The sequence below is a fragment of the Blattabacterium cuenoti genome (genome assembly GCF_014251735.1).
Taxonomy (GTDB): Bacteria; Bacteroidota; Bacteroidia; order Flavobacteriales; family Blattabacteriaceae; genus Blattabacterium; species Blattabacterium cuenoti_C.
In genome coordinates this window covers 303555-329386 of record NZ_CP059197.1, presented here as the reverse complement: position 1 = coordinate 329386, position 25832 = coordinate 303555, and the positions used below count along the sequence as shown (strand labels likewise).

The 25832-nt window shown below is 30.0% G+C and carries 23 protein-coding genes; 16 read left to right on the top strand and 7 right to left on the bottom strand.

Annotation, left to right across the window (positions count from 1 at the left end; translation table 11 throughout):
* Positions 1-2: 2 nt before the first annotated feature.
* The 3 genes from lon to prmC all read right to left on the bottom strand — a co-directional run bounded on the left by lon (position 3) and on the right by prmC (position 5494).
* Positions 3-2405 (bottom strand): endopeptidase La, encoded by a 2403-nt coding sequence (gene lon / locus H0H60_RS01560; protein WP_185862446.1) that lies wholly within the window; start codon positions 2403-2405, stop codon positions 3-5.
* Positions 2406-2562: 157 nt separating this feature from the next.
* Positions 2563-4596, bottom strand: coding sequence for an NAD-dependent DNA ligase LigA (gene ligA / locus H0H60_RS01555; RefSeq protein ID WP_185862445.1), 2034 nt, complete (start codon positions 4594-4596; stop codon positions 2563-2565).
* Positions 4597-4603: 7 nt separating this feature from the next.
* Positions 4604-5494, bottom strand: a complete 891-nt coding sequence (prmC, locus tag H0H60_RS01550) for a peptide chain release factor N(5)-glutamine methyltransferase (protein WP_185862975.1) — start codon at positions 5492-5494, stop codon at positions 4604-4606.
* A gap of 68 nt (positions 5495-5562) precedes the next feature.
* Between prmC and mnmE the strand changes: the two genes are divergently transcribed.
* Genes mnmE through rplI form a run of 5 tightly spaced genes read left to right on the top strand, consistent with a single transcriptional unit; the run spans position 5563 to position 9670 of the window.
* Positions 5563-6954 (top strand): tRNA uridine-5-carboxymethylaminomethyl(34) synthesis GTPase MnmE, encoded by a 1392-nt coding sequence (gene mnmE, locus H0H60_RS01545; RefSeq protein WP_185862444.1) that lies wholly within the window; start codon positions 5563-5565, stop codon positions 6952-6954.
* 5 nt (positions 6955-6959) lie between these two features.
* The gene (gene gltX / locus H0H60_RS01540; RefSeq protein WP_185862954.1) at positions 6960-8489 is read left to right on the top strand and encodes a glutamate--tRNA ligase; all 1530 of its coding nucleotides are present in this window, start codon (positions 6960-6962) and stop codon (positions 8487-8489) included.
* A 59-nt stretch (positions 8490-8548) separates the two neighbouring features.
* The gene (gene rpsF, locus H0H60_RS01535) at positions 8549-8893 is read left to right on the top strand and encodes a 30S ribosomal protein S6 (protein ID WP_185862953.1); all 345 of its coding nucleotides are present in this window, start codon (positions 8549-8551) and stop codon (positions 8891-8893) included.
* Between the two features lie 2 nt (positions 8894-8895).
* Entirely contained in the window at positions 8896-9216 is a 321-nt protein-coding gene (rpsR, locus tag H0H60_RS01530; RefSeq protein WP_185862952.1) for a 30S ribosomal protein S18, read from the top strand.
* Between the two features lie 4 nt (positions 9217-9220).
* Positions 9221-9670 (top strand): 50S ribosomal protein L9, encoded by a 450-nt coding sequence (rplI, locus tag H0H60_RS01525; RefSeq protein ID WP_185862951.1) that lies wholly within the window; start codon positions 9221-9223, stop codon positions 9668-9670.
* Here rplI and H0H60_RS01520 read toward each other — a convergent pair.
* On the bottom strand, positions 9667-11007 hold the full coding sequence (locus tag H0H60_RS01520) for an Nramp family divalent metal transporter (protein WP_185862950.1): 1341 nt from the start codon (positions 11005-11007) through the stop codon (positions 9667-9669). The genes rplI and H0H60_RS01520 overlap by 4 nt on opposite strands.
* A gap of 130 nt (positions 11008-11137) precedes the next feature.
* On the opposite strand from H0H60_RS01520, the gene H0H60_RS01515 reads away from it, so the two are divergent.
* From H0H60_RS01515 to mtaB, 10 genes are all read left to right on the top strand, one after another.
* Positions 11138-11974 (top strand): prephenate dehydratase, encoded by an 837-nt coding sequence (locus H0H60_RS01515; RefSeq protein WP_185862974.1) that lies wholly within the window; start codon positions 11138-11140, stop codon positions 11972-11974.
* On the top strand, positions 11974-13128 hold the full coding sequence (locus tag H0H60_RS01510) for a pyridoxal phosphate-dependent aminotransferase (RefSeq protein ID WP_185862949.1): 1155 nt from the start codon (positions 11974-11976) through the stop codon (positions 13126-13128). The genes H0H60_RS01515 and H0H60_RS01510 overlap by 1 nt, the downstream gene beginning before the upstream one ends.
* Positions 13125-13976 (top strand): prephenate dehydrogenase, encoded by an 852-nt coding sequence (locus H0H60_RS01505; RefSeq protein WP_185862948.1) that lies wholly within the window; start codon positions 13125-13127, stop codon positions 13974-13976. Before H0H60_RS01510 ends, H0H60_RS01505 begins: the two co-directional genes overlap by 4 nt.
* A 15-nt stretch (positions 13977-13991) precedes the next feature.
* Positions 13992-15068 carry a bifunctional 3-deoxy-7-phosphoheptulonate synthase/chorismate mutase type II gene (locus H0H60_RS01500; RefSeq protein ID WP_185862947.1) on the top strand — a complete coding sequence of 359 codons (1077 nt, stop codon included), beginning with the start codon at positions 13992-13994 and terminating at the stop codon, positions 15066-15068.
* 59 nt (positions 15069-15127) lie between these two features.
* A complete protein-coding gene (gene metK, locus H0H60_RS01495; protein WP_185862946.1) occupies positions 15128-16384 on the top strand; it encodes a methionine adenosyltransferase in 1257 nt (418 codons plus the stop codon).
* 47 nt (positions 16385-16431) lie between these two features.
* Positions 16432-17232: an enoyl-ACP reductase FabI gene (locus H0H60_RS01490; RefSeq protein ID WP_185862973.1), complete on the top strand. Its 801-nt coding sequence runs from the start codon at positions 16432-16434 to the stop codon at positions 17230-17232.
* A 56-nt stretch (positions 17233-17288) separates the two neighbouring features.
* Positions 17289-17948: a ribulose-phosphate 3-epimerase gene (gene rpe, locus H0H60_RS01485; protein WP_185862945.1), complete on the top strand. Its 660-nt coding sequence runs from the start codon at positions 17289-17291 to the stop codon at positions 17946-17948.
* A gap of 29 nt (positions 17949-17977) precedes the next feature.
* The gene (gene dnaG / locus H0H60_RS01480; protein WP_185862944.1) at positions 17978-19828 is read left to right on the top strand and encodes a DNA primase; all 1851 of its coding nucleotides are present in this window, start codon (positions 17978-17980) and stop codon (positions 19826-19828) included.
* A gap of 113 nt (positions 19829-19941) precedes the next feature.
* Complete coding sequence (locus tag H0H60_RS01475) at positions 19942-20568, top strand: peroxiredoxin (protein ID WP_185862943.1); 627 nt, start codon at positions 19942-19944, stop codon at positions 20566-20568.
* A gap of 8 nt (positions 20569-20576) precedes the next feature.
* Positions 20577-21899, top strand: coding sequence for a tRNA (N(6)-L-threonylcarbamoyladenosine(37)-C(2))-methylthiotransferase MtaB (gene mtaB, locus H0H60_RS01470; RefSeq protein WP_185862942.1), 1323 nt, complete (start codon positions 20577-20579; stop codon positions 21897-21899).
* Here mtaB and lipB read toward each other — a convergent pair.
* Positions 21892-22590 (bottom strand): lipoyl(octanoyl) transferase LipB, encoded by a 699-nt coding sequence (lipB, locus tag H0H60_RS01465; RefSeq protein WP_185862941.1) that lies wholly within the window; start codon positions 22588-22590, stop codon positions 21892-21894. The two genes, mtaB and lipB, sit on opposite strands and share 8 nt — an antisense overlap.
* Before the next feature lie 100 nt (positions 22591-22690).
* On the opposite strand from lipB, the gene lysS reads away from it, so the two are divergent.
* Positions 22691-24187: a lysine--tRNA ligase gene (gene lysS / locus H0H60_RS01460; protein ID WP_185862940.1), complete on the top strand. Its 1497-nt coding sequence runs from the start codon at positions 22691-22693 to the stop codon at positions 24185-24187.
* A gap of 14 nt (positions 24188-24201) precedes the next feature.
* On the opposite strand, the gene H0H60_RS01455 is transcribed toward lysS, so the two are convergent.
* Both H0H60_RS01455 and rsmG read right to left on the bottom strand, forming a co-directional pair.
* Positions 24202-25161, bottom strand: a complete 960-nt coding sequence (locus tag H0H60_RS01455; protein ID WP_185862939.1) for an amidohydrolase family protein — start codon at positions 25159-25161, stop codon at positions 24202-24204.
* Positions 25162-25188: 27 nt separating this feature from the next.
* The gene (rsmG, locus tag H0H60_RS01450) at positions 25189-25800 is read right to left on the bottom strand and encodes a 16S rRNA (guanine(527)-N(7))-methyltransferase RsmG (protein WP_185862972.1); all 612 of its coding nucleotides are present in this window, start codon (positions 25798-25800) and stop codon (positions 25189-25191) included.
* Between the last annotated feature and the right edge of the window lie 32 nt (positions 25801-25832).

Sequence of the window (25832 nt, the reverse complement as noted above, 5' to 3'; positions counted from 1 at the left end):
ATCTATATCAGGGCTAAATGAATCACATCATTCATGTCTCTAACATAATCAAAGGTTAATCCCTTTAAGTGGTCTTGTTTAATTTCTTCTACATCTTTTTTATTATCCTGTGAAAGGATAATTTCTTTTATATTAGCCCGTTTAGCAGCTAGAATTTTTTCTTTTATTCCTCCTACTGGAAGAACCTTTCCTCTTAAAGTAATTTCTCCTGTCATAGCTAAATGAGGCCTTAATTTTCTTTTAGTATAACTTGATACTAACGAAGTTAACATAGTAATTCCTGCAGATGGACCATCTTTAGGGACAGCCCCTTCAGGAACATGAACGTGTACATTTTGTTCTTCGAACATTTTTGGATCTATGTTAAAATCCTTATAATGAGCTTTAATATATTGCAAGGCGATTGTAGCGGATTCTTTCATGACTTCTCCTAAATTTCCAGTAATACTTAAATTTCCTTTTCCCTTGGATAAACTGGATTCGATGTATAAAATATCTCCACCAAAATTAGTCCAAGCTAAACCTGTCACAACGCCTGGAACTTTATTTTCTTCATAACGATCCGGATCATTTGGAATTCCAAGAATTTCCTCTATTTTTTCAATACTTAAACGTTTCACATATTTCCTATCCATAGCAATATGCTTAGCAGCATAACGTGCTAATTTTGCCATATGTTTTTCTAAAGTTCTCAAACCAGATTCTCTGGTATAACTTTCTATCACTTTTTCAATTTGTTGATTTCCAAGTACTAAATCAGATTTTCTCAATCCATTTTCTTTTAATTGTTTAGGGAGGATATGTTTTTTGACAATTTGGGTTTTTTCCTCTACCGTATATCCATTCATCTCTATAACCTCCATTCTATCTATAAGAGCTGGTTGTATATTAGAAAGAGAATTTGCTGTAGCGATAAACAATACTTTGGATAAATCATAACCCATTTCCAAAAAATTGTCGTAAAACGAGGTATTTTGTTCTGGATCCAAAACTTCTAACATGGCAGAAGAAGGATCTCCATTTGCTCCTAAACCCATTTTATCAATTTCGTCAAGAACAAAAACAGGATTGGAAGTTCCTACCTTTCGTATAGATTGCAAGAGCCTTCCTGGCATAGCTCCAATATAAGTTCTTCTATGACCACGTATCTCAGATTCATCGTGTAACCCACCTAAAGAAATACGTACGTATTTTCTTTTAAGTGCAGTAGCTATAGATCTACCCAAAGAAGTTTTTCCCACTCCAGGTGGACCATAAAAGCATAGAATAGGGGAACGCATATCCCCTCTTAATTTTAAAACGGCTAAATATTCTATAATACGTTCTTTAACTTTTTCCAGTCCATAATGATCTCTATCTAATATTTTCTGAGCAAATTCTAAATCAAAACTATCTTTTGAGTATTTCCCCCAAGGAAGATCAATCATCAATTCTAGATAATTTCTTTGAACCGTGTATTCTGGCATTTGAGGATTAGTTCTTTGCATTTTTAGCAACTCTCTATCAAACTGTTTTTTAGCCTCTTTCGACCATTTTTTCCTTGAAGCTTTGGCACGCATTTCATCAATCTCTTTTTCATAAGAAATATCTCCTAACTCTTCTTGTATCGCTTTAATTTGTTGATGTAGAAAATATTCTCTTTGTTGCTGATCCATATCACTACGAACACGGGACTGAATATCGTTTTTTAACTTGATTTGTTGATGTTCGACATTGAGAAAACGTAGGGTCTCCATAGCTCTCTTTTTTAGATCATCGTACTCTAACAATTTTTGTTTGTCTCTAGTAGCTAAATTCATATTAGCTGCTACGAAATTGATTAAAAAAGAAGGGCTTTCTATATTACGAATAGCAATGCTTGCTTCTGATGGAATATTTGGATTATCCTGAATAATTTTTATGGCAATTTCTTTGATGGATTCGACCAAAGCAAGGTATTCCTTATCTTTACAAGAAGGTTTGTTTTCTTCTAAAGCAATAATTTCTGCTTTAAAGTATGGATCGTTTTGAATAAAACGACTGACCTTAAATCTTCTTTTTCCCTGTAAAATCACAGTGGTATTTCCATCAGGCATTTTCAATAACTTCAATATTTTAGCCACTGTTCCTATAGAGTATAAATCTTTTTCACTAAGATTTTCTATTCCGGAATTTTTCTGTGTTAATACCCCAACGGTTTTATCCAATCCATAAGCATCTTGTAATAATTGAATAGATCCACTTTTTCCTGCTATAATGGGAAAAACAATTCCGGAATACAAAACCATATTTCTCACTGTTAATATACATAATTGTTCCGGAATATCATCTTTAAGAAGCTGATCTTCTTCATCTTGACTCATTAAAGGAATAAATTCTGCTTCAGACTCGAATCCAGATTCGGTAAATATATTTTTTAGTAACATAAAAAAATAGATTTCTTACTTAAATGTGGATTCCTATCCTGTTCTATCTATAAGGAACCACCACGTTAAATATACTGTTTTCTATATGAAAAAAAAAACCCTAATGACGTACTTATTTTCTTTATGAAGATAGGATTATTCAATATGAATAATTGATTTATTTTTCTTTTTTTCCTTGTTCAATGAGCTTAATAAAAATATCTTCCGTTAAAATTTTTATATGGTTTTTTTTCATACATTTTTCAAGTTTAGAACCAAAGTTTTTTCCTACAACAATAAAATGAATTTTGTTATTCACCGTATGAAATACTCTTCCTCCTAAAAGTTCTACTAGTTTTTTCGCATTATTACGGGTCATACTAGACAATCTTCCTGTGAATAAAAAAGATTTTCCTTCAATAGGAGAAGATTGGTTTTTTACAATTTTCTTGTATGAAGATGAGAAATTTAATCCATGTTTCATCAGGATTTCCACCAGTTTTTTGTTTTCAGTAATAGAAAAATAAGTTTTTATACTTTCGTAAATTTTTTTTCCTATACCGGAAATAGAGGTGAATTGAGGTTCAGATGCCTGTATTAAGGAATTTATATTCAAAAATTTTTCTGTTAATTTTTTAGAAATATATTCTCCTACATGAGGAATACCTAAAGCATATAAGACTTTTTGATAGGAATTATCTTTGGATTTTTCTATGTTCTTTATTAAAGAATCTGCTAGTTTTTCTTTCACTCCATCTATTTGAAGCAGTTTTTCCTTTTTTAATTGATATAAATCGGAAATACTACATAAAAAACCTTTTTGGTACAATTTTTTTACCATTTCATTTCCAATTCCTTTTATATTCATAGCTCTTTCACTCACAAAATGTTGTATTTTTCTCATGTTTTGAGAAGGACATAAATGATTAGGACAGTAGAACAATTCATTTTTTTTTATTAAATGGCTCCTACATGAGGGACATGTTGTTAAGAAATATATAGGAGAGGCATTGATTAATCTTTTTTTTACATTTATTTTAGCTACTTTTGGAATAATATCACCTCCTTTTTCTAATAAAAGAGCATCCCCATAATGGATTCCAATTTTTTGAATAAAATGATCATTATAAAGCGTGACTCTTTTCACTATTGTTCCAGAAATTTTTTTTGGAATCACCTCGGCTACAGGAGTAATGATTCCAGTACGTCCTACTTGAAATTTCAGGTTTAATAGTTTTGTTTCCGATAATTTTTTTGGTCTAAATTTGTAAGCTATCGCCCAACGAGGATATTTATTCGTATATCCTAAAATGGATTGATTGTGATGTTCATTGACCTTAATGACGATCCCATCAATCTGATAGGGTAATTTGTGTTTACATTGACTCCAATAGTCCAGGAAATGGAATATTTCCTTGTATTTTTTACAAAGTAAAACCTTTTCGGATATTTCAAAACCCCAATTACGTAGGGTTTGTAAAGCTTGATATTGTGTATCAAAAGGCAAATTTTTTCCCATGACAGAGTATACGATACAAGATAGAGTCCGTTTATATACTTCTTTCCTATTCTGAATTTTCAAAGTGCTACTCGCCGTATTTCTAGGATTGGCATAAGGATTCTTTCCACTTATTGTGCGTTTCGCATTGATTTCTAAAAACTTTTTTATAGGAAGAAAAATTTCTCCACGTATTTCAAGATATGCAGGATGGTTTTCCCCTATTAATTTTATGGGAATGGATTGGATTGTCCGTACATTTTCTATGACATTCTCTCCTTTTTTTCCATTTCCACGAGTTACAGCATGGGTTAAAAATCCGTTTTTATAAATTAAATTAATAGAAACTCCATCATATTTTAGTTCACATACGAAAGAAAGAGAAGAAGAAATGGATTTTTGAATCCTTTTTTTCCAAGTCATTAACTCTTTTTTAGAATATGTGTTTTGAAGAGAGTACATTTTATATTTATGATAATAATAAATGGAAGAATAGGGTGTTGTCTCCTCGACTCCTATTCTTATAGTTGGAGAACTCGGATCATAAAATTCTGGATGTTCTTTTTCCAATAGAAATAATTCTCTTAATTTTTTATCAAAATTGTAATCAGATACCTCAGAAGTATCCATGGTATAATATTGATAATTATATTCTGAAAGTTTTTTTCTTAGCTGAGATATTTTTTCTTTGATGTCTTTTCTGTCATTTTTCATGTTTTTTTCATGTTTTTTGATAATATATAGCACGAATCATTCGGAAAAGACCTTGAAAGTCTCTTCTAATTTCCAGATCTATGAATCCATTTTTTTTCATAAATTCAATGAAATCTAGATGAATAAATTGATTTATTTCAAAATAAACACATACTAATCCTTCAGTAAATTTTTTTTTGATCCAAGAAATAATTTCTTGATAAAAAATGAATGGGTCATCATCAGGAACAAATAAAGCTTGAAAAGGTTCATATTGAAGAATATTCGGATGCAGTAATTTTTTTTCAGAGATTCTGACATAAGGAGGATTACTTACGATAATGTTAACAGGATATTTTTTTTGAATGGGAATAGAAATTAAATTTTGCAATATATCCACTTTTCTTAAAAAAATTTTTTCTTTGTGAAATTTGGAATTAATATTTGCTATAAAAAGACTTTCAGGAGAAAAATCGACGGCATGAATATGACGTATTTTAGGAAGTTTTTTTTTTAAAGTAATTCCAATACATCCACTTCCTGTTCCAAGATCAAATATTTGAACATTTTCACTATTTTTTTTGTGATCTTGTATAATCCAGGACACAAGTTCTTCTGTTTCTGGTCTTGGAATAAAGACTTTTTCATTAACGATGAAGTCCATTCCAAAAAAATAAGCCTTTCCAATTACATACTGAATGGGTCTATTTTTTTTCAATTCCCATAATTTTCTTATCAATTTTTTGTATATATAGTCTTCTATTTTTTCTTTTCTACTTAATTTTAAGATAATTGTTGTTTTATCACATTTCAATACGTGAGTGGTTAGCAAAAAAAAGAGACTTTCTAATTCTTTATAGTCTGAATATACTTCTTGAAGAGTATCATAAAATAGATGGTAGAATTTATCGATATACATTATATACAATGTACGAATTAAAAAAAAATATTTATTTTTTTCCACCTTATATTTAGAATTTTTTCCCTATGTTCGATGAAGATACCATTGTTGCTTTGGCTACTCCTGTGGGGACCAGTGCTATCTCTGTTATTCGTATTTCTGGAAATAATTCCATATCCACTGTTGAAAAAATTTTTGTTTCTGTTATATTTGGAAAAAAATTAGAAAATCAATCCACACATACTATTCATCTAGGATCTATTATGGATGAAAATGTTTTATTGGATCAAGTGCTAGTATCTATATTTAGATCTCCTTCTTCTTATACAGGAGAAAATATGATAGAGATATCTTGTCATGGATCTTATTATATTCAACAAAAAATATTGCAATTGCTGATCAGAAAAGGATTACGTTTAGCTCGTCCTGGAGAATTTACATTTCGTGCTTTTTTAAATAATAAAATAGATCTATCACAAGCTGAAGCGATAGCAGATCTGATTTTATCGGAAAATAAAGCTTATCATGAAATATCTTTGCAACAAATAAAAGGATCCTTGACTCATACCATTAAAGATTTACGAAAAAAATTATTGGATTTTGCATCTCTCCTAGAATTGGAATTGGATTTTTCCGAAGAAGATGTGATCTTTGCTAAAAGATCAGAACTTTTTTCTTTTTTAAAGGATTTAGAAAAAACATTAAGAGATTTAATTGAATCTTTTTCACTAGGAAATGCGATAAAAAAAGGAATCTATGTCGCCATTATTGGAGAACCAAATGTCGGAAAATCGACGTTATTTAATTACGTGATTAAGGAAAACCGTTCTATCATATCTCATATAGAAGGAACTACTAGAGATAGTGTAGAAGGAGATTTTTTTTTGAATGGGATACATTTTCATTTTTTGGATACTGCAGGAATTAGAGAAGCCAAAGATCCAATAGAAATGATGGGAGTTCAAAAGACGATGGAAAAGATACAAGAATCTGAAGTTCTCTTATATCTTTTTGAAGCATCTATCAACGAGAAAAAAAAACAGAAAAAAATTCTTCATGAAATTCAACTTCTTCATAAGAAATATCCACTGAAAAAAATTTTAGCTATTGCTAGTAAATCAGATGTATCCTCTTTTAATGACTTATACAATATAAAGTCAAAGGTGACTCATTTTTTTGAAATTTCCGCAAAAAATCATCACGGAATAAAAAGAATGCTTTCTACTTTAAGTAATTTATTCATAAAACAACTACAAGAAAAAAATATTATTGTGATACAAAACAGACATTATGAAGCTTTGAAAAAATCTTTAGAAGAGGTTTTGCTAGCTCATGAAGCTTTAAATAAAAGGATTTCAGAAGATTTAGTTTCTATACATATTAAAGAAGCTTTACGGTATTTAGGAGAGATTACAGGAGAAGTAACAAATGAGGATATCCTCAAAAACATATTCTCCAAATTTTGTATTGGAAAATAAGATTCATGATGTCAAAAAAACACAATTTTGTCAGAGTTCGTTTTGCTCCTAGTCCCACAGGTCCATTACATTTAGGTGGAATACGGACCGCTTTATACAATTATCTTTTTGCTAAAAAATATGGAGGATCCTTTGTTCTTAGAATAGAAGATACGGATCGAAAAAGATTTGTTCCTAATTCTGAATCATATATTATGGAAACATTAAAATGGTGCCAGATAGAGCCTGATGAAGGAGCTGGTTATGGAGGAATTCATCTACCTTATCATCAATCTCAACGTGGAAATATTTATCGTTTATATATTTCTAAATTATTAGAGAAAGGGCATGCTTATTACGCTTTTGACACAGATAAGGAACTTTATATAAAAAGAAAGGAATATCAAAATCGTGGATTCACATTTTCCTATAATGCGAGTATAAGAATGGACATGAACAATTCCTTGACCATGACGAAAAAAAAATTATATACCAAATTAAATTCTGGTTCATCCTATGTCATTCGATTTAAAATTCCACCTGGAGAGAAATTGAAAATGGAGGATATGATACGTGGAAATATTGTAGTAAACACAGATAGTTTAGACGATAAAATATTGTTAAAATCTAATGGAATAGCTACTTATCATTTAGCTAATACTATAGACGATTATTTAATGAAAATCACTCATGTAATCAGAGGAGAAGAATGGCTCCCATCTATGTCTTTACACCTGTTATTATATCGTGCTTTTGGTTGGAACCCGCCTATTTTTGCACATTTACCTTTAATATTAAGAGAGGATGGAAAAGGAAAACTTAGCAAAAGAAACGTAGATAATTTTTTAGACTTTCCTATATTTCCTTTACAATGGAAAGTCCCAGAAACTAATACGATCATTCCAGGATACAGAGAGCTAGGTTATTTTCCAGAAGCTTTCGTTAATATGTTAGCTTTATTGGGATGGAATCCAGGAATCCCTGGAGAAATTTTTTCCTTACAAGAATTAATTAATTTATTCTCTTTAAAAAAGATCACTAAATCTGGAGTTTATTTTAACATCAAAAAGGCCAATTGGTTTAATAAACAATACTTGAAAGAAAAAAAAGGGGAAATATTTTCTTATCTTTCTATAGAACTGCAAAAACGTTCTATTTCCTATGAAATAGATGATTTATATAAAATCATCCATCTCACAATCGATAGGCTACATTTTGTCCATGAAATTTGGGAACATTCTTTTTACTTTTTTATTTCTCCTAGTTCTTATGAATCGAGTTTATTTAATCAAATTTGTCATCAAAATATCATTGATCAATTAGAGGATTGTAAAAAATCATTATCAAATATTTCTCAATTTACATCCGTAAATTTGAGATTATTATTTCATAAATATAATAAAAAAAATAGATATAAAATGATGCAAATATTTCGTTTAGCTTTAGTAGGGTCCCTAAAAGGGACTGATCTTTTCATGATTTTGGAAATTTTAGGAAAGGAGAAAAGCATCCAACGGATAGATAAATTAATGAAAAAAATAAGAGAAAAAATCTAGATTTTTTTGAAAAAAGAACATAAAGACATAGATTTACACTTTTGCAAAAAAAAATTCAAATGCTGAGACATTATGAAAATATCATGATAATCACTCCTATTTTGTCTGATGATCAAGCAAAAAAAACGGCAAAAGAGTATGAAAATTATCTCATTCAAAAAAATGGAAAAATCGTTCATCAGGAACATTGGGGATTAAAAAAATTAGCTTATCCTATTCAAAAAAAACAAAGTGGATGTTATCATCTATTTGAGTTTTTATTAAGTTCTAATTTAGTATATGATTTAGAATTGAAATTAAGACAAGACGAACGTATTTTACGTTTTATCACTGTAAAATTAAATAAATATGGGATAGAATATGCAGAAAGAAGGAGAAATAAGTTATTAAAAAAAGACCAATAATTATGATTTTAGAAGAGGAGCAAAACCATCATAATACAAATACAAAACAACAACAAGGGGCAGACAGTGACTTAAGATACTTGTCTCCTCTTAAGATAGAAACTAAAATAGAAAAAAAATATTGTTATTTTCAACAAAGAAATATTAAGTATATAGATTATAAAGATCCTACATTTTTGATCAAATTCTTGAATGCGCAAGGTAAAATATTACCACGTCGTATTACAGGAACTTTACAAAAGAATCAAAATAAATTAAATGCGGCTATAAAAAGATGCCGACAAATTGGACTTTTACCTTTTGTTACAGATGACTTAAGATGAAAAAATGAAAATTATTCTCAAAAAAGACGTGGAAAATTTGGGTTTTCAATATGATGAATTAAATGTGAAACCAGGATATGCTAGAAACTATTTAATTCCTAAAGGGTATGCGATTCTCGCTTTACCTGGAGAAGTAAAAAATATTCAAGAAATATTAAAACAACGCTCTAAAAAAGAAAGTTTTTTCATTGAAAAATCCAAAGAAATAGAAAAACAATTAAAACAATTGACTATAAAAATAACAGCTAAAGTAGGAAGAGGAGGAAAATTGTTCGGTTCAATTAATAATCAAGAATTGATGGAAGCTTTGCACAAAGAAGGGATTTCTATAGAAAAAAAATTTATTAGGATTCCTGGAAATAGAGTTATTAAAACGATTGGAAAACATCAGGCATATATACGTTTGCATCGTCAACGGGAACTGATCCTAAATTTTGAAGTAATAGCTTCCTAATTTATTGATAAAGTGTCATATAATAAAAATAAATTGAGTATCACAATAATGATGGTGATAAACCAAGCTAATATTTTTAAAACAGGTCCATTGACAAATGATCCCATTTTATCAGAATCTCCTGTGAAATTTACCAATGGGATAATAGCGAAACTTAATTGTATTGATAAAATAATTTGACTAATTATTAATAATTCAGCAGTTCCTTTCTCTCCATAAATGATAGAAGCAATCATAGCTGGAACAATAGCGATAAGTCTTGTTATTAATCTTCTTATCCATGGTTTTAATCGAATGTGAAGAAAGCCTTCCATTACAATTTGTCCAGCCATAGTTCCAGTAAGTGTGGAATTTTGTCCTGATGCTAGTAAAGCTAAAGCAAAAAAAATTCCAGATAGACTAGAACCGAGTAGAGGGTTTAAAAGTTTATGTGCGTCCATAATATCTGCTACCTCTGTATGTCCAGATCTATGAAATGTAGCGGAAGATATAATTAATATAGCCGCATTGATAAAAAAAGCTAAGGATAAAGATAATGTACTATCTATAGTCGCATATTTTATGGCCATCTTTTTCCCTTCAATAGTACGTGGATAATTCCTAGTTTGTATAATACTTGAATGTAGGTATAGATTATGAGGCATGACTGTTGCCCCGAGAATTCCAATAGATATATAGAACGAATGTGAATTTTTAATTATTTCCGGATTAGGGATAATTCCTTTTAAAATGGGAATAATTTCTGGTTTAGAACTAATAATTTCAAAACTAAAACAAACTAAAATTGTAAAGATTAACGCGGCAACTACACTCTCAATGTATCTGAATCCTTTGTATTGAAAAAATAAAATAAGCAAAACATCTATAGCAGTAATTAATACCCCCCATGTTATGGGAATCCCAAAAAGCAATTTTAAAGCTAAGACAGAACCAATAATTTCTGCTAAGTCACAAGCGGCAATAGCTATTTCACATAAAATCCATAATATAAAACTAATAAATGGAGGATAATGGTCTCTACAAGCTTGTGCTAAATCCCGTTCACAAACAATTCCTAATTTCAGAGCCAAATGTTGTAAGATGATAGCAAAAAGATTGGATATAAAAATAACGGACAAAAGCGTGTATCCGAATTGAGCTCCTCCAGCAATATCTGTAGCCCAATTTCCTGGATCCATATACCCAACGGCAATCAATAATCCTGGTCCAGTGAAAGCCAATAATTTTTTCCATTTTCCTTTTTCTTGAGGAACAGAAACAGAAGAAAAAACTTCCGACAGGGAAGGATACTTATTCTCTTTTTTCCATCCTTTTATAGGATCCCTATTTTTTGGCATATTTAAAATAAATATGAAATGAAAACATAAAGTTAACCGTTTTCCCCTCCTGAAAAAAACCAGAATGAAATTGCATAAAACAAAATTATTTTATACCTTTGGATCGTGCGTACTAGACGATGTCTGTAGATTGAAAAGAATAGCTATACAAGGGGTAAAGGGGTGTTTTCATCATGCCGCAGTTTCCAGATATTTTGAGGGTTGTCATTATCAATTGATGGAATGTTCTTCTTTTAGAGAGTTGGCCAATTCTGTAGCTAAATCCAATGTAGATATTGGAGTGATGGCTATAGAAAATACCATAGCGGGAACTATATTGACAAACTACAGTCTTTTATCTGAATACAATTTGAGAATAGTTGGAGAAGTATACATGCCGATACAACATCATTTAATGGCTTTGCCTGGACATAAAGTAAAAGATATCAAGGAAATTTATTCTCATCCTATGGCTCTTTTACAATGTGAATCTTTTATAGAGGCACATCCTCATATAAAAATATCCAAATACTCGGATACCGCAGCTGCCGCTAAATACATTTCTCAATGTAATAAAAAAAAAGGTTTAGCTGCGATTGCATCGGAAGATGCGGCTAAAGAATATGGGTTAGAAATACTTTATAAAAATATACAAACCATTGCAAGGAACTTTACCAGATTTTTTGTTATTAAAAATTTTTCGAAAAAAGAAAATAATTTTAATAAAGCTTCACTAAGCTTCAAAATTTTACATACTACTGGAAGTCTGTCTCAGATTTTGAGTCTTATATCCAATATTGGAATTAATATGACAAAAATACAATCTATTCCTATCATCCAAAGACCTTGGGAATATTCATTTTATGTAGATATTATATTCAATAATATAAAAGATTATGAGATGATGAAAGAACGTATACAAAAAATTCCATGTCTTCATCAATTTTCTATTATGGGAGAATATAAAAATGGTATAATCAAATCTTAATGATTGCAGCAGCAAAAAGAATGCATCAAATATCGGAATACTTTTTTTCCGAAAAAATGAAAGAGATTCATCTTCTTGAAAAGAATGGGATAGAAGTGATTAATTTAGGAATTGGGAATCCGGATCTTCTTCCTCCAAATGGGGTGATCTATAAAATGAAAGAAGCATCGAATTTGGAGTATGCAAACACTTATCAAAGCTATATTGGGATAGAAAATTTGCGTAAAGCCATGGCTAATTGGTATGGAAAAACTTATCAAGTAAAAGTGGATCCTAACAATGAAATATTACCTTTAATGGGGTCTAAAGAGGGAATTATGCATATAAGCATGTCTTATTTAGACAAAGGAGATCAAGTTTTAATCCCAAATCCAGGATATCCAACATATTCATCGATCTCTAAACTTTTAGAATCGGAAATTATTTATTATGATCTTTATGAAAACAATGATTGGGTTCCAAACATCTCATTTTTGGAGAATAAAAATCTGTCTAATGTAAAGATAATGTGGATTAATTATCCTCATATGCCTACAGGTGCCACTATCAATCTGGAACAATTAGAAGAAGTGGTTTTCTTTGCTAAAAGAAACCATATTTTACTTGTTCACGATAATCCTTATAGTTTCATCTTAAATAATCAACGTCCATTGAGTATTTTTCATGTTAAAGAAGCTAAAGATATTGCTTTAGAATTAAATTCTTTAAGTAAAAGTTATAATATGGCAGGATGGCGTGTTGGAATGGTAATAGGAAAACCTGAATTTATTCAAAATATCATAAAAGTAAAAAGCCAAATGGATTCTGGGATGTATTATCCCATACAAATTGGGGCTATAGAAGCCATGAATCATGATTCAGAATGGTTTAAAAAACTGAATACAGAATATTTAAAACGTCAAAAAATTCTATGGGATATATGTGATCGTCTATATTTAGAATATAGTAGAAATCGTTCTGGAATCTTTGTTTGGGCAAGAATTACAGATGTAGATCAAAATGATCGTAGATGGTCAGAAAACATTCTCAAAAATTATCACATATTTATTACACCTGGAAGCATTTTTGGGGATCATGGAAAAGGATATGTCAGATTATCTATGTGTTGTCCTGTCAATACTTTGGAAGAAGCAAAAAACAGAATTTTTTCATGAATATTGGAATTATAGGATTAGGTTTGATCGGAGGATCAATTAGTTTAGGGTTACGAAAACACAATTTTGGAGATAAATATCTAGGAACAGACTCTAATCAAGAAAATGCTTTGCATGCCGTAAAACTTGGAATTGTAGATGAGATAATTCCTTTACACGATCTTATTCTACAATCTTCCGTTATTGTTTTATCTATTCCTGTAGATGGGATAGAAAAAATACTTCCAAATATTCTCAACAAAATCACGATGGATACAGTTATTTTAGATACTGGATCTACAAAACATGATATTTGTAATGGGGTATATTCTCATCCAAAAAGAAGTCGTTTTGTGGCTACACATCCTATTGCAGGAATTGAAAATTCTGGACCTATTTCAGCTCATTCAGATCTTTTTTATAAAAAGAATTGTATTTTTTGCGATTCTGAACTTAGTGCTCCAGATGCGATTGCTATGGCAGAAAAAATTTACTCTACTATGAAAATGCGTAGGATTTATCTAACTTCCAAAGAACATGATTTTTATATTTCTTATGGATCTCATTTACCTCATGTCATATCCTTTTCTTTAGCTAATACGGTTTTAAAAAAATTTGAAAATGATAAGGAGGAAGATATATTTCATAATATGATGGGAAGTGGGTTGCATTCTACTACACGTTTAGCGATAAGCAATCCTGAAACGTGGTTACCTATTTTTATTTCTAATAGAAATAATTTGATTCAAGCTATAGATGCTTATATGAATCATTTAGAAATATTTCGTAACTATTTAAAAAATAAAGAATTTCATAAAATTGATCAGTATATAAAAAAGGCCAACAAGATAAAAAAAAAATATGTATAAATTAAATGTATTGTGATGGAAAAAGATATTATGAATAATAGTATAGACAGGTCTTGGATTGAAAAATTTGATAAACCTCTAACAATATCTGGTCCTTGTAGTGCAGAGAGCGAACAACAAATAATGGAAACAGCTAGAAAGTTAGATCCATCCTATGTACAAGTATTTAGAGCAGGGATATGGAAACCTAGAACTAAACCAAATAATTTTGAAGGAATAGGAAAAAATGGACTTGAATGGCTAAAGAATGTAAAAAAACATACAGGATTAATGGTTGCTACGGAAATAGCCAATGCAGAACATGTCAAATTGGCGTTATCCTTTGATATAGATATTCTTTGGATAGGAGCAAGAAGCACAGCAAGTCCATTTACGGTTCAAGAGATAGCAGATTCTTTAGAAGGGAAAGAAGATAAAATTATTTTAGTCAAAAATCCTATACACCCCGATCTAGAATTGTGGATAGGAGCTTTAGAACGTTTATTAGCAAAAGGAATAAGAAAGTTAGGTGTGATTCACCGTGGTTTTTACACTTATAAAACATCGAAATACCGTAATCAACCAAATTGGAATCTTTTGTTCAGTTTTAGGAATATGATTCCTAGAATTCCTATAATCTGTGATCCTTCACATATTTGCGGAAATAAAGAAGGAATTTTAGATATTGCAAAAACTGCTTATCATTTTAAATATGATGGATTGATGATAGAAAGTCATTGTGATCCAGATCATGCTTGGAGTGATGCTCAACAACAGATTACTCCGGAAAAACTTTTAGAAATGTTAAAAGAGTTGACCGATTCTAATACATGTCATGACACAAACCAGAATAATTTAGATTATTTAAGAATATTTATTGATGAAATAGATGAAAATATTATTGCTCTATTAGGAGAAAGAATGAAAATTTCCAAAAAATTAGGAGCTTTGAAGAAAGCTGCAGATATAACGATTGTGCAACCAAATCGGTGGGATTCTATTATGAAAAAGTATTTAAAATTAGGTAAAAGTTTAGGTATTTCGGAAGGACTTCTTGAAGGTATTTTCAAACTATTGCATCAAGAATCCATTAATATTCAAAATAGAATCTAAAATAAATAGAATGGATGAAGGAAAAAAAAAGTTAAAATATCCGTCATCAAAGAAAAAAAATGGCTTATTTATTCACTAGTGAATCTGTTTCAGAAGGACATCCTGATAAAATTTCGGATCAGATATCGGATGCTATATTAGATCATTTTTTGGTAGATGATCCAGAAGCAAAAGTAGCTATAGAAACTTTAGTGACGACAGGACAAATCATCTTATCTGGAGAAGTGAATTCTAAAACTTATGTGAATGTTCATAAAATAGCACGTGATCTACTTAGAAAAATTGGATATACTAAAAATGAATATAGGTTCAATGCTGATTCTTGTGGAATTCTTTCTGCTATTCAAGAACAGTCTATGGATCTATTACAGGGAATAAAAAGTTTGAATAAAGAAGATCAAGGAGCTGGAGATCAGGGAATTGTGTTTGGGTACGCAATTAATGAAACAGAAAATTATATGCCTCTAGCGTTAGAGATGTCTCATCATCTCCTAAGGGAACTTTCTTCTATCCGAAATGAAGGAGAAAAAATGCCTTATTTACGTCCAGACGCTAAATCTCAAGTAACTTTAGAATATTCGAATAAGAATGTCCCTATACATATTCACGCTATAGTTATTTCAACTCAACATGATGAATTCGACACGAAAGAAAGAATGCAGGAACGGATAGTTCAAGATATTAGAAATATTTTGATTCCAAGAGTCAAGAATCAATTCTCTAAGGATATAAAAAAATTATTTACGGATAGAACAAAATATTACATAAATACTACAGGAAAATTTGTTACTGGAGGACCTCATGGAGATACTGGCCTTACCGGAAGAAAAATTATTGTGGATACTTATGGAGGAAAAGGGGCTCATGGAGGAGGAGCATTTTCTGGAAAGGATCCTTCTAAAGTAGATAGATCTGGAGCTTATGCGGCTAGACATATTGCTAAAAATCTTGTAGCAGCAGGAATTGCAGATGAATTGTTGATACAAATATCCTATGCAGTTGGAGTGTCGGAACCTATGGGTATTTATGTAAATACTTATGGGACCTCTAAAAGAGAACTTCTTGATGAAGATATTGTAGTAAAGATCCAAAAAATTTTTGATTTACGTCCTTATGCTATCACAAAAAGATTAAAATTACGTCAGCCAATATATGAAGAAACAGCTGTATATGGACATATGGGAAAAAAACCAAGAAAAGTATGGAAATGTTTTTCGGATATATATGGTCATCAAAAAAAACAAGAAGTCGAACTATTTACATGGGAAAAATTGGATTATTTACCTGTTCTCAAAGAGGTTTTTCACATGGAATAATTATTCAAAAAAAAATAGGTATTTTTAGTGAAATTTTTCATTTCACTATGTCTTACAATTTATTGAAGGGAAAGAAAGGAATTATATTTGGCGCTTTGGATGAAAATTCTATTGCTTGGAAAGTAGCAGAACGTGCTTATGAAGAAAAGGCGTCTTTTATTTTAACCAACACTCCTGCTTCTTTAAGAATGGGTAAAATTCAGGAATTATCTCATAAGACAAAATCTAAAGTGATTCCGGCAGATGCTACTTCTATCGCGGATCTTAATTTTTTGTTTGATAAAACTTTAGATCATTTTGGAGGAAAAATAGATTTTCTTTTGCATTCCATAGCTATGTCCATAAATATTCGAAAAGGATGTTCTTATACATCTCTTAACTATGAATTTTTGAAAAAGGGATGGGAAATATCTGCCGTATCCTATCACAAAATCATGCAAACAGCATGGGAGAAAAACGCGATGAATAAATGGGGATCTATAGTGGCTCTCACATATATTGCTTCTCAACGAAGTTTTCCTGATTATGGAGATATGTCTGATTATAAGTCATATCTGGAAAGCATTACACGAAATTTTGGTTATCATTGGGGAGTGAAAAAAAAAGTTAGGGTAAATACAGTTTCACAATCCCCTACTGTAACTAAAGCAGCAAAGTCTATTAAAGGGTTTAACCAATTTTTTCTATTGTCTGAAAAAATATCCCCTTTGGGAAACGCATCTGCACAAGATTGTGCAAACTATATAATTACACTTTTTTCAGATTTGACAAAAAAAGTGACGATGCAAAATTTATATCATGATGGAGGTTTTTCTAAGACAGGCATTAGTGAAACGATGATTTCATGATTCATACGATTCGTTGATAAAAAATATCTAAAATTAGAAACAAAATATAATATCATATGAAAAGAATTATTGCTCCATCTTTACTTTCAGCCGATTTGGCATTTTTATATCGTGAGATAAAAATGCTGAATGAAAGTGAAGCGGATTGGTACCACATTGATATTATGGATTCCTCTTTTGTTTCTAATATTTCTTTTGGAAGTTCCATTGTCAAATGCATCAAAAAATATGCTAATAAACCCATGGATGTTCATTTAATGATTATGCAACCAGAACGCTACATAGAACAATTTAAAGCATGTGGAGCAGATCACTTACATATTCATTATGAAGCTTGTGTTCATTTAAATAGAACTCTTTTTTCTATTAAAAAATCTGGAATGAAAGTGGGTGTGGCAGTCAATCCTCACACTCCAGTTTATCTATTACAAGATATTATTCAAGATATAGATTTCGTTTTATTAATGAGTGTAAATCCTGGTTTTAGTGGACAAAAGTTTATAAAAAAAACCTATCAAAAACTAGAAGATACTAAAGATTTAATCTTAAAAAAACATTCTTCTGCACTTATAGAAGTGGATGGAGGGGTGAATTTAGAAAATGCTTCTTTGTTGTTTAAAAATGGAGCGGATATATTAGTAGCAGGAACTACTATTTTTTCTAATGCTAATCCCCAAAAAATAATTCATAGAATGAAATTGGGAAAAACTACTTAATTTAGTCTATCAGTATAAGATAAGACATGATGATATCTAAAGAAACTATAAAAAGAATACTTTCTGTTTCTTGTATAGAAGAAGTCATTGGAGATTTTATTTCCTTAAAAAAAAGCGGTATAAATTATAGAGGCCTTAGCCCATTTTCCAATGAAAAAACCCCGTCTCTAATAGTTTCTCCCACAAAAAAAATCTGGAAGGATTTTAGTTCTGGAAAAGGGGGTAATGTTATCACTTTTCTCATGGAACACGAAAACTATACTTATGTAGAATCATTACATTATTTAGCTAAAAAATATGATATTAAAATTCAGGAAGAAAATAAAAATACATTTATTAGGAAAATCGATCATGAAAATTTATACTTGATACAAGATTATGCCAAATGTTTTTTTATGAAACAATTGTCTTATACAAAAGAAGGTCAAGAAAAAGGATTGATTTATTTGATGAAACAAAGAGGCATTAATATGAAAATCATTCATCAATTTGAATTAGGTTTTGCTCCTTCCTCTTGGACAAAATTCACGGAAACCGCTTTAAAAAAAGGGTTTAAAATACAGGATTTAAAAAAATCGGGTCTCACTGGATTCAAAAGATCTAATCATTTTGACTGTTTCCGAAAAAGAGTGATGTTTCCCATACATGATCTATCAGGAAGGGTTATAGGATTTGGAGGTAGGACGATTGATAATTATTCACGTTATATCAAATATTTAAATTCATCCGAAAACGATATTTTTCAAAAAAGTAAAATTTTGTATGGCATATTTCAAGCTAAAAAAAATATTTTAAAAGAGGATCTTTGTTATTTAGTAGAAGGATATACAGATGTCCTTTCTCTACATCAATCTGGAATAAAAAATGTAGTATCCTCTTCTGGAACTTCACTTACCATAGATCAAATATTGTTAATCAAGAGATTCACGAAATCTATCGTTCTTTTTTATGATGGAGATCGTTCTGGAATCCAAGCTGCTTTAAGAGTGATTAATATGATATTGGAACAAGAAATGAATCTACGGATATTATTTTTTTATAACGGAGAAGATCCAGATTATTTGGCTAAAAAATATTCCTATTCTCAATTGAGAGAGTTTTTAGGAAAAAAAAGTTATCATTTTGTTTCTTTCAAAAAAAAAATATATGAAAAATTCCACCAAGATGATCCCATGAAAAAATCCTTTTTAGTTTTGAATATTTTGAAGAGTATTTCAAAAATACCCAATATTATTCAAAGAGAATTATACATACAAGAAACTTCTAAGTTATTCCAACTTCGTCAAGAAGTTCTAATTTCTGAATTGGAACGAATAAATAAGAAAAAAAAACTATATAAGAAAATTGATAATCATCCAATTAGTATTCATCCAGAAAGAATAAATTCTCTTATGATCCTTGAAGAAAAATTGATTCAGTTGATTTTAAATTATGGAAATCAAATGCTTAAAAAAGAAGGTGTCCATACTACTACGGTTTTCGAAGAAATATTCCATACTTTTCAAAACTATAATTTTCGTTTTTCTTTGGATTATCATCAAAAAATATTTGATAAAATCTGTTTGCAAAAAGAAAATATAGGAAAAAACCATTCTTTTGTTGTAGAACAAAAGAATGAAAAAAAGAAAAAATCTTATTCATTATCCCAATGGAATCGAAAAGGAATTGAAGTATCCTCCCAAGAAGAAAACATAGATCGATATCTCATGGACATTTTATTGAGATATAAAACCCAATATATTTTGAAATTAATTCAACAAGAAATTCATAATTTTCAGAAAGAAATACGGAGGGATAAGAATCAAGTGATTCTAAAAAAAATCATGTATTTAACAAATTTAAAAAACGAACTTAATAAGAAGTTACATAGATATGTATGAAAAAAAATAGCCTAATCCCAATACAGGAAAAATAAATCACAAGAGTTCTTTTATTTTTGATTCTTATAAGAATTTTGGTAAATTCGTGCTGCATATAAATAAAATATCGAAAAATGAATACATTAATTGCAAAGAAAGCGCCTAATTTTACAGCTAGTGCGGTATTAAATGGAAAAGATATTGTCCAGAATTTTACTTTAGAACAGTTTCAGGGAAGTAAATATGTCTTGCTTTTTTTCTATCCAAAGGATTTTACTTTTGTATGTCCCACAGAAATATATGCATTTCAAGAAAAAATGAAAGATTTTGAGTCTAGAAATGTACAAGTTATTGCGATATCTACGGATACAGAACAATCCCACTGGGCTTGGTTGCAAATTCCAAAAGAAAAAGGAGGAATATATGGAGTCACTTATCCTCTTGTTTCTGATATAAATAAAACCATATCCCATAATTATGGGGTTTTATCTGGAAATTTTATTTTCGATAAGGATGAATTAAAAGCTACTGGAGAACTTATCGCTTATAGAGGTTTATTTTTAATAGACAAACAAGGAATTATCCGACATGTTTTAATCAATGACTTTCCTTTAGGTAGGAATGTCAATGAAGCCATTCGTATGATAGACGCACTTCAGTATTATGAAAAAAGTGGAGAAGTTTGTCCAGCAAACTGGATAAAGGGAAAAAGAGCTATACAGGCTAGTCATCGTGGACTTTTAGATTTCTATTCATCTTAAAATATATGATGAATATAAAAAAAAAAGTAGCATTTTATACAATAGGGTGCAAATTAAATTACGCAGAGACCTCGACTATAGCAAGAAAACTTTCGAATTCAAATTATGAACTTGTATCTTTCAAGAGTATTGCAGATATTTATGTGATTAATACTTGTTCTGTTACTGAAAATGCAGAGAAAGATTTCAAGTATATAGTACGTTTTTTTATGAATAAAAATGCGAAAGCTTTTATTATAGCGATAGGATGTTACGCTCAAGTTCATCCTAAAGAAATTTCTTCCTTACCCAGTGTAGATCTCGGGGGGGGCCGGGTCGTACAATTTCAAATAATAGACTATTTGGATCAAGTAAATTTATTCAAAAAACATCCTGCAAAAATTATTTCAAAGGAAACAAATTCTTATTTTTCCTCCTATTCTATTGGAGATCGAACTCGTTCTTTTTTAAAAATTCAGGATGGATGTGATTACAAGTGTAGTTATTGTATCATTCCCATTGCCAGAGGTTATTCTCGTTCTGAGAGTATAGAAAATATATTGAAAAATATAAGGTCTATTTTTCAAAAAGGGGTAAAAGAGATAGTGTTAACAGGGGTCAATATTGGAGACTATGGAAAAAAAATATATGGGAATCATAAAGGTCGTTCCTATACATTTTTTGATTTAATACAGGCTATAGATCAAATAAAAGAAAATGGAAGAATACGTTTATCTTCAATAGAACCTAATTTATTGAAAGAAGAATGTATTGAATTATTATCGAAAAGCAGGCTGTTTATGCCTCATTTTCATATTCCTTTGCAATCTGGAAGCAACTATATATTGGGAAAAATGCAGAGACGTTATAAACGAGAGCTTTATCAAGAAAAAATACAATACATCCGGAATGTAATCCCGGATGCTTATATAGGTTCAGATATCATTGTTGGATTTCCTGGAGAAACACATGGACATTTTTTAGAAACTTATCATTTTTTGAAAAAATTAGAGATTTCTTCTCTACATATATTTCCCTATTCTCAAAGACCAAATACAAAATCTATTACCATACAGGAAAAGGTCTCTCTCAGAGTACAAAGAAAACGTAAAATCATATTAAGAGTTCTTTCCAAACAAAAATATCGTTCTTTTTGTGAAAGACAGATTCATACGAAAAAAACCGTTTTGTTTGAAAATAATTCTGTGAATCACGGATATTTATATGGATATACAGAAAATTATATTCGAACAAAAATCGATTCAAATCCATTATTTATAAATACAGTACAAGATGTACTTCTAACGAAAGTAGATCAAGATGGGATCATGATAGCGAAATCTATTATATAGGATGAATGAATTCAACATTAAAAATTTCTTGAAAAGATTTTTTGACTAGATGTTTTACCTCAGAAAATGAGATATGATTTTGTAATTCTTTCTTTAATGAAGTTACTTTTTTATTGAAAATTCCACAAGGAATGATATGATCGAAATATCGTAAATCTGTATTTACATTCAGAGCAAAACCATGCATAGTGACCCAACGACTCATTCTGATTCCTATCGCACATATTTTTCTATATATTCCATTTTTTATTAACCAAACTCCTGTTTGTCCTTTTTCTCTCTCTCCTTTTATTCCATAATTTTTTAAAAAATGGATAATAACTTCTTCCAAAAGACGTAAGTATTTATGAATATCCGTAAAAAAATAATCCATATTTAAAATTGGATATGCAACCAATTGCCCAGGACCATGGTAAGTGATATCTCCTCCTCTATCTGTTTGATAAAATTCCGCATTTATTTTTTTTAAAAAATCTGAGGATACTAATAAATGTTTATTTTTTCCATTTTTCCCTATAGTATATACATGGTAGTGCTCTACAAATAACAAATATCCAGGTTCTTCTTTTTGATCATGTCTATTTTTGACTTTTTTTTGGATAAGGTTATTAAATAATATTTTTTGATATTCCAAAGTTTCTTTATATCCTTTCATTCCTAAGTCCTCGAAAAAGAGGATTTTTTTTTTCATCGTTTTTTATTAAAAATTTATTTAATATAATAAAAAAAACAAATGTACCTTCGTTACTATAACGTCCGGTCCTCTGCATGAAATGAATAAGGATATTTTTATGCAAAATTTATCAGAACAACAAATTATACGTAGAAAAAAATTAGAAGAACTAAAACGATTAGGTTTAAACCCATATCCATCAGATGAATATAGAATAACGATTCCCATTGTTAATATACAAGAGAATTTTACCGAAAAAGAACCCATTAGTATAGCAGGGCGTTTAATCCGTTTGCGGATTTTAGGAAAGGCTTCTTTTGGAGAAATTCAAGACCATACAGGACGTATTCAAATATACTTGAAGAAGAATCATTTTCACTCAGAAAAAATGGGAAAAGAAGAGTCATACAATATTCTTTTGAAAAAACTTATAGATATAGGAGATATTATTGGAGTTCAAGGTTTTTTATTTAAGACTAAAATGAATGAGATTACCATCCATGTCCATAAGTTTACTTTACTTTCTAAATCTTTGCGGCCATTACCACAAGTAAAAGTGGATAAAAATCAAAAAATATATGATGCTTTTTCCAATACAGAACAACGTTATCGGATGCGTTATGTAGATCTTATTGTGAATGATCATGTAAAAGAAATTTTTTTAAAACGTACTCATATAATACGAGAAATCAGGAAATTTCTGGATAATAAAGGTTATCTAGAAGTGGATACTCCTATTCTACAGTCTATTCCTGGTGGAGCTGTAGCTCGTCCTTTCGTTACCTATCATAATTCTCTTGGAATTCCATTGTATTTACGTATAGCTAATGAACTTTATTTGAAAAGACTTATAATTGGAGGGTTTCACGGGGTTTATGAATTTTCTAAAAATTTTAGAAATGAGGGGATGGATCGTATTCATAATCCAGAATTTACTGTACTAGAACTCTATGTGGCTTATAAAGATTATTACTGGATGATGAATTTTACAGAAAAACTTCTCAAGTGGATTTTCCATCAAGTGCAAAAAAATTTTATAGAAAATGATGATATTAGTTTTCAAACCCCGTTTCCTCGTATACCTATATTGGATGCTATTCAAACACATACTGGATTTGATCTTAGAGAGATGGAAGAAGAGGAATTAAGAAAAGTTTGTCAAAAATTGCATATAGAGGAAAATCCACAGATGAACAAAGGAAAACTGATTGAAAACATTTTTGAAGAAAAATGTGAAAAACATTACAAAAATCCTACTTTTATTATTGATTATCCTATAGAAATGAGTCCTTTAACTAAAAGGCATCGTTATAAAAAAAATCTATCAGAACGTTTTGAACTTATTATCAATGGACAAGAAATTGCTAATGCATATTCTGAACTTAATGATCCTATAGATCAACTTGATCGTTTGCGAGAACAAATTAAATTTTCCGAAAAAAATGAATCGATGTTTTTGGATAAAGATTTTATACGTGCTTTAGAATTTGGAATGCCTCCTACAGCAGGAATTGGAATTGGAATAGACCGATTGGTGATGTTATTTACAAAACAAAATTCTATTCAAGAGGTTTTGCTTTTTCCGCAAATGCGGCCAGAAAAGGAAGTGAAATAATGGACATAAATTTCCTATTTCAATCCTAATACTTTTAATCCGTTTTCCGTAGCTATTTTTACCAAATGGTCTATGTCATAATAATGACATGCTTCTAACATTACACGTAATTCTATCCAAAGATTTCCATCAGAAAAAGGTTTGTATATATCACAGATATTATCTGTTCCAAAAGCCACTATAATTCCTTCAGGAAGCATTTCATCTACTGGAGTAATGGAATTATGACTGGGGGTTAAACGCTCACTTCTAGTATGATCAATCCAAGCAATAGGACAAGATATCACCATTAAATTAGCTTTTCTCATTAATTTGTAAATTTCATAACGATATTTTCTAGTATGTGCGGCTAAAGAAATACTATGTATGGCCACTACTTTTCCTTGCATGCCATATTCAATAGTTTTTTTTGCTAATTTTTCAGTTTCTTTTTCATCATCAGTATTAAATTGATCTACATGTACATGTACTAACTTCCCCTTTTTTTTAGCTGTTCTTAATAAAATATCGAGATGTTCATTTTCTCTCCCATGATCTTTAGCGGGTAATCCACCAATAATATCCACAAATTCTACGGATTTATCGAACCAATATTTCGATTTTTTATCCAAAACTCCTTTAAGAACTTGATTAGCAAAACGAATATGTATCGAACGACCATAATTATTCCTCAATTTATTAGCAGCTTTTAATGCTCGGTCTTCAATAACTTCATCCACATCAATAAAAGTACACAAAGCTTGTGTTCCTTGTATCAAGAAGTATTCCAAAGCTTTTTCCATCCGAATATAAATGTCCTCTTCTGTAGCTAAACGTTTCATTTCATCGACTAAATACCATTTTTTTTTCAGAGAAGAATAAGAGTATTTAAAATTTTTTTTTGTGAGAGTATAAGCTCTATCCAAGTGAGCATGAGCATTCACCCATCCTCCTTGTTGTTTTACTTTTTCAATAAAAATTTTCTTAGGATTCATCTTAATTGAGTTATAAATCAATCTAAATTAAATATTTGAAATCCAAACAACTTTTTTTGTTTTAAAAAATGGTTCTCTAAAATAATTAATTAGAGGATATTCTACCGCATGAGGAAATTTTTTTAATTCCTCAGAAATGTCTCCTCCTTTTAGATATAAGGCTCCATTATGAATAGATGTGCATATAAATTTATTTTTGATCCAATTATGAATTTTGGATATTTTTGCTACAGCTCTGCAAACCACAAAATCAAATTTATTTTCCAATTTTTCTGCACGTATACAAATAGTATACGCATTTTTTATGTTCAGATTATATATGATTCTCTCTACAATTTTAATTTTTTTACTAATAGAATCCACTAATATAAATTCTGTATGAGGAAAAACTATGGATAAAGGGATCCCTGGAAACCCCCCTCCTGTACCTAAGTCCATAACACATGATCCAGGAAAAAAAGTAAAAACTTTAGCAATTCCTAAACAAAAAAGAACATGTTGTTGATAAAAATTGTGGAATGTTTTTCTAGAAATAAGATTGACATAAGCATTCCAATATGCATATAATTTTTTTAGAGAATACAATTGATATATTTGTTGATCCAATAGGTCTGGAAAATATTTTTGAATCAATTCCATATTAATAAAGGAATCAAAATTTATAATCAAAT

What these genes read in the sequence shown, in the direction of transcription:
- lon (WP_185862446.1), bottom strand. Translation starts at nt 2,405, where the DNA reads ATGTTACTAAAAAATATATTTACCGAATCTGGATTCGAGTCTGAAGCA.
- ligA (WP_185862445.1), bottom strand. Translation starts at nt 4,596, where the DNA reads ATGAAAAATGACAGAAAAGACATCAAAGAAAAAATATCTCAGCTAAGA.
- prmC (WP_185862975.1), bottom strand. Translation starts at nt 5,494, where the DNA reads ATGTATATCGATAAATTCTACCATCTATTTTATGATACTCTTCAAGAA.
- mnmE (WP_185862444.1), top strand. Translation starts at nt 5,563, where the DNA reads ATGTTCGATGAAGATACCATTGTTGCTTTGGCTACTCCTGTGGGGACC.
- gltX (WP_185862954.1), top strand. Translation starts at nt 6,960, where the DNA reads ATGATGTCAAAAAAACACAATTTTGTCAGAGTTCGTTTTGCTCCTAGT.
- rpsF (WP_185862953.1), top strand. Translation starts at nt 8,549, where the DNA reads ATGCTGAGACATTATGAAAATATCATGATAATCACTCCTATTTTGTCT.
- rpsR (WP_185862952.1), top strand. Translation starts at nt 8,896, where the DNA reads ATGATTTTAGAAGAGGAGCAAAACCATCATAATACAAATACAAAACAA.
- rplI (WP_185862951.1), top strand. Translation starts at nt 9,221, where the DNA reads ATGAAAATTATTCTCAAAAAAGACGTGGAAAATTTGGGTTTTCAATAT.
- H0H60_RS01520 (WP_185862950.1), bottom strand. Translation starts at nt 11,007, where the DNA reads ATGCCAAAAAATAGGGATCCTATAAAAGGATGGAAAAAAGAGAATAAG.
- H0H60_RS01510 (WP_185862949.1), top strand. Translation starts at nt 11,974, where the DNA reads ATGATTGCAGCAGCAAAAAGAATGCATCAAATATCGGAATACTTTTTT.
- H0H60_RS01505 (WP_185862948.1), top strand. Translation starts at nt 13,125, where the DNA reads ATGAATATTGGAATTATAGGATTAGGTTTGATCGGAGGATCAATTAGT.
- H0H60_RS01500 (WP_185862947.1), top strand. Translation starts at nt 13,992, where the DNA reads ATGGAAAAAGATATTATGAATAATAGTATAGACAGGTCTTGGATTGAA.
- metK (WP_185862946.1), top strand. Translation starts at nt 15,128, where the DNA reads ATGGCTTATTTATTCACTAGTGAATCTGTTTCAGAAGGACATCCTGAT.
- H0H60_RS01490 (WP_185862973.1), top strand. Translation starts at nt 16,432, where the DNA reads ATGTCTTACAATTTATTGAAGGGAAAGAAAGGAATTATATTTGGCGCT.
- rpe (WP_185862945.1), top strand. Translation starts at nt 17,289, where the DNA reads ATGAAAAGAATTATTGCTCCATCTTTACTTTCAGCCGATTTGGCATTT.
- dnaG (WP_185862944.1), top strand. Translation starts at nt 17,978, where the DNA reads ATGATATCTAAAGAAACTATAAAAAGAATACTTTCTGTTTCTTGTATA.
- H0H60_RS01475 (WP_185862943.1), top strand. Translation starts at nt 19,942, where the DNA reads ATGAATACATTAATTGCAAAGAAAGCGCCTAATTTTACAGCTAGTGCG.
- mtaB (WP_185862942.1), top strand. Translation starts at nt 20,577, where the DNA reads ATGAATATAAAAAAAAAAGTAGCATTTTATACAATAGGGTGCAAATTA.
- lipB (WP_185862941.1), bottom strand. Translation starts at nt 22,590, where the DNA reads ATGAAAAAAAAAATCCTCTTTTTCGAGGACTTAGGAATGAAAGGATAT.
- lysS (WP_185862940.1), top strand. Translation starts at nt 22,691, where the DNA reads ATGCAAAATTTATCAGAACAACAAATTATACGTAGAAAAAAATTAGAA.
- H0H60_RS01455 (WP_185862939.1), bottom strand. Translation starts at nt 25,161, where the DNA reads ATGAATCCTAAGAAAATTTTTATTGAAAAAGTAAAACAACAAGGAGGA.
- rsmG (WP_185862972.1), bottom strand. Translation starts at nt 25,800, where the DNA reads ATGGAATTGATTCAAAAATATTTTCCAGACCTATTGGATCAACAAATA.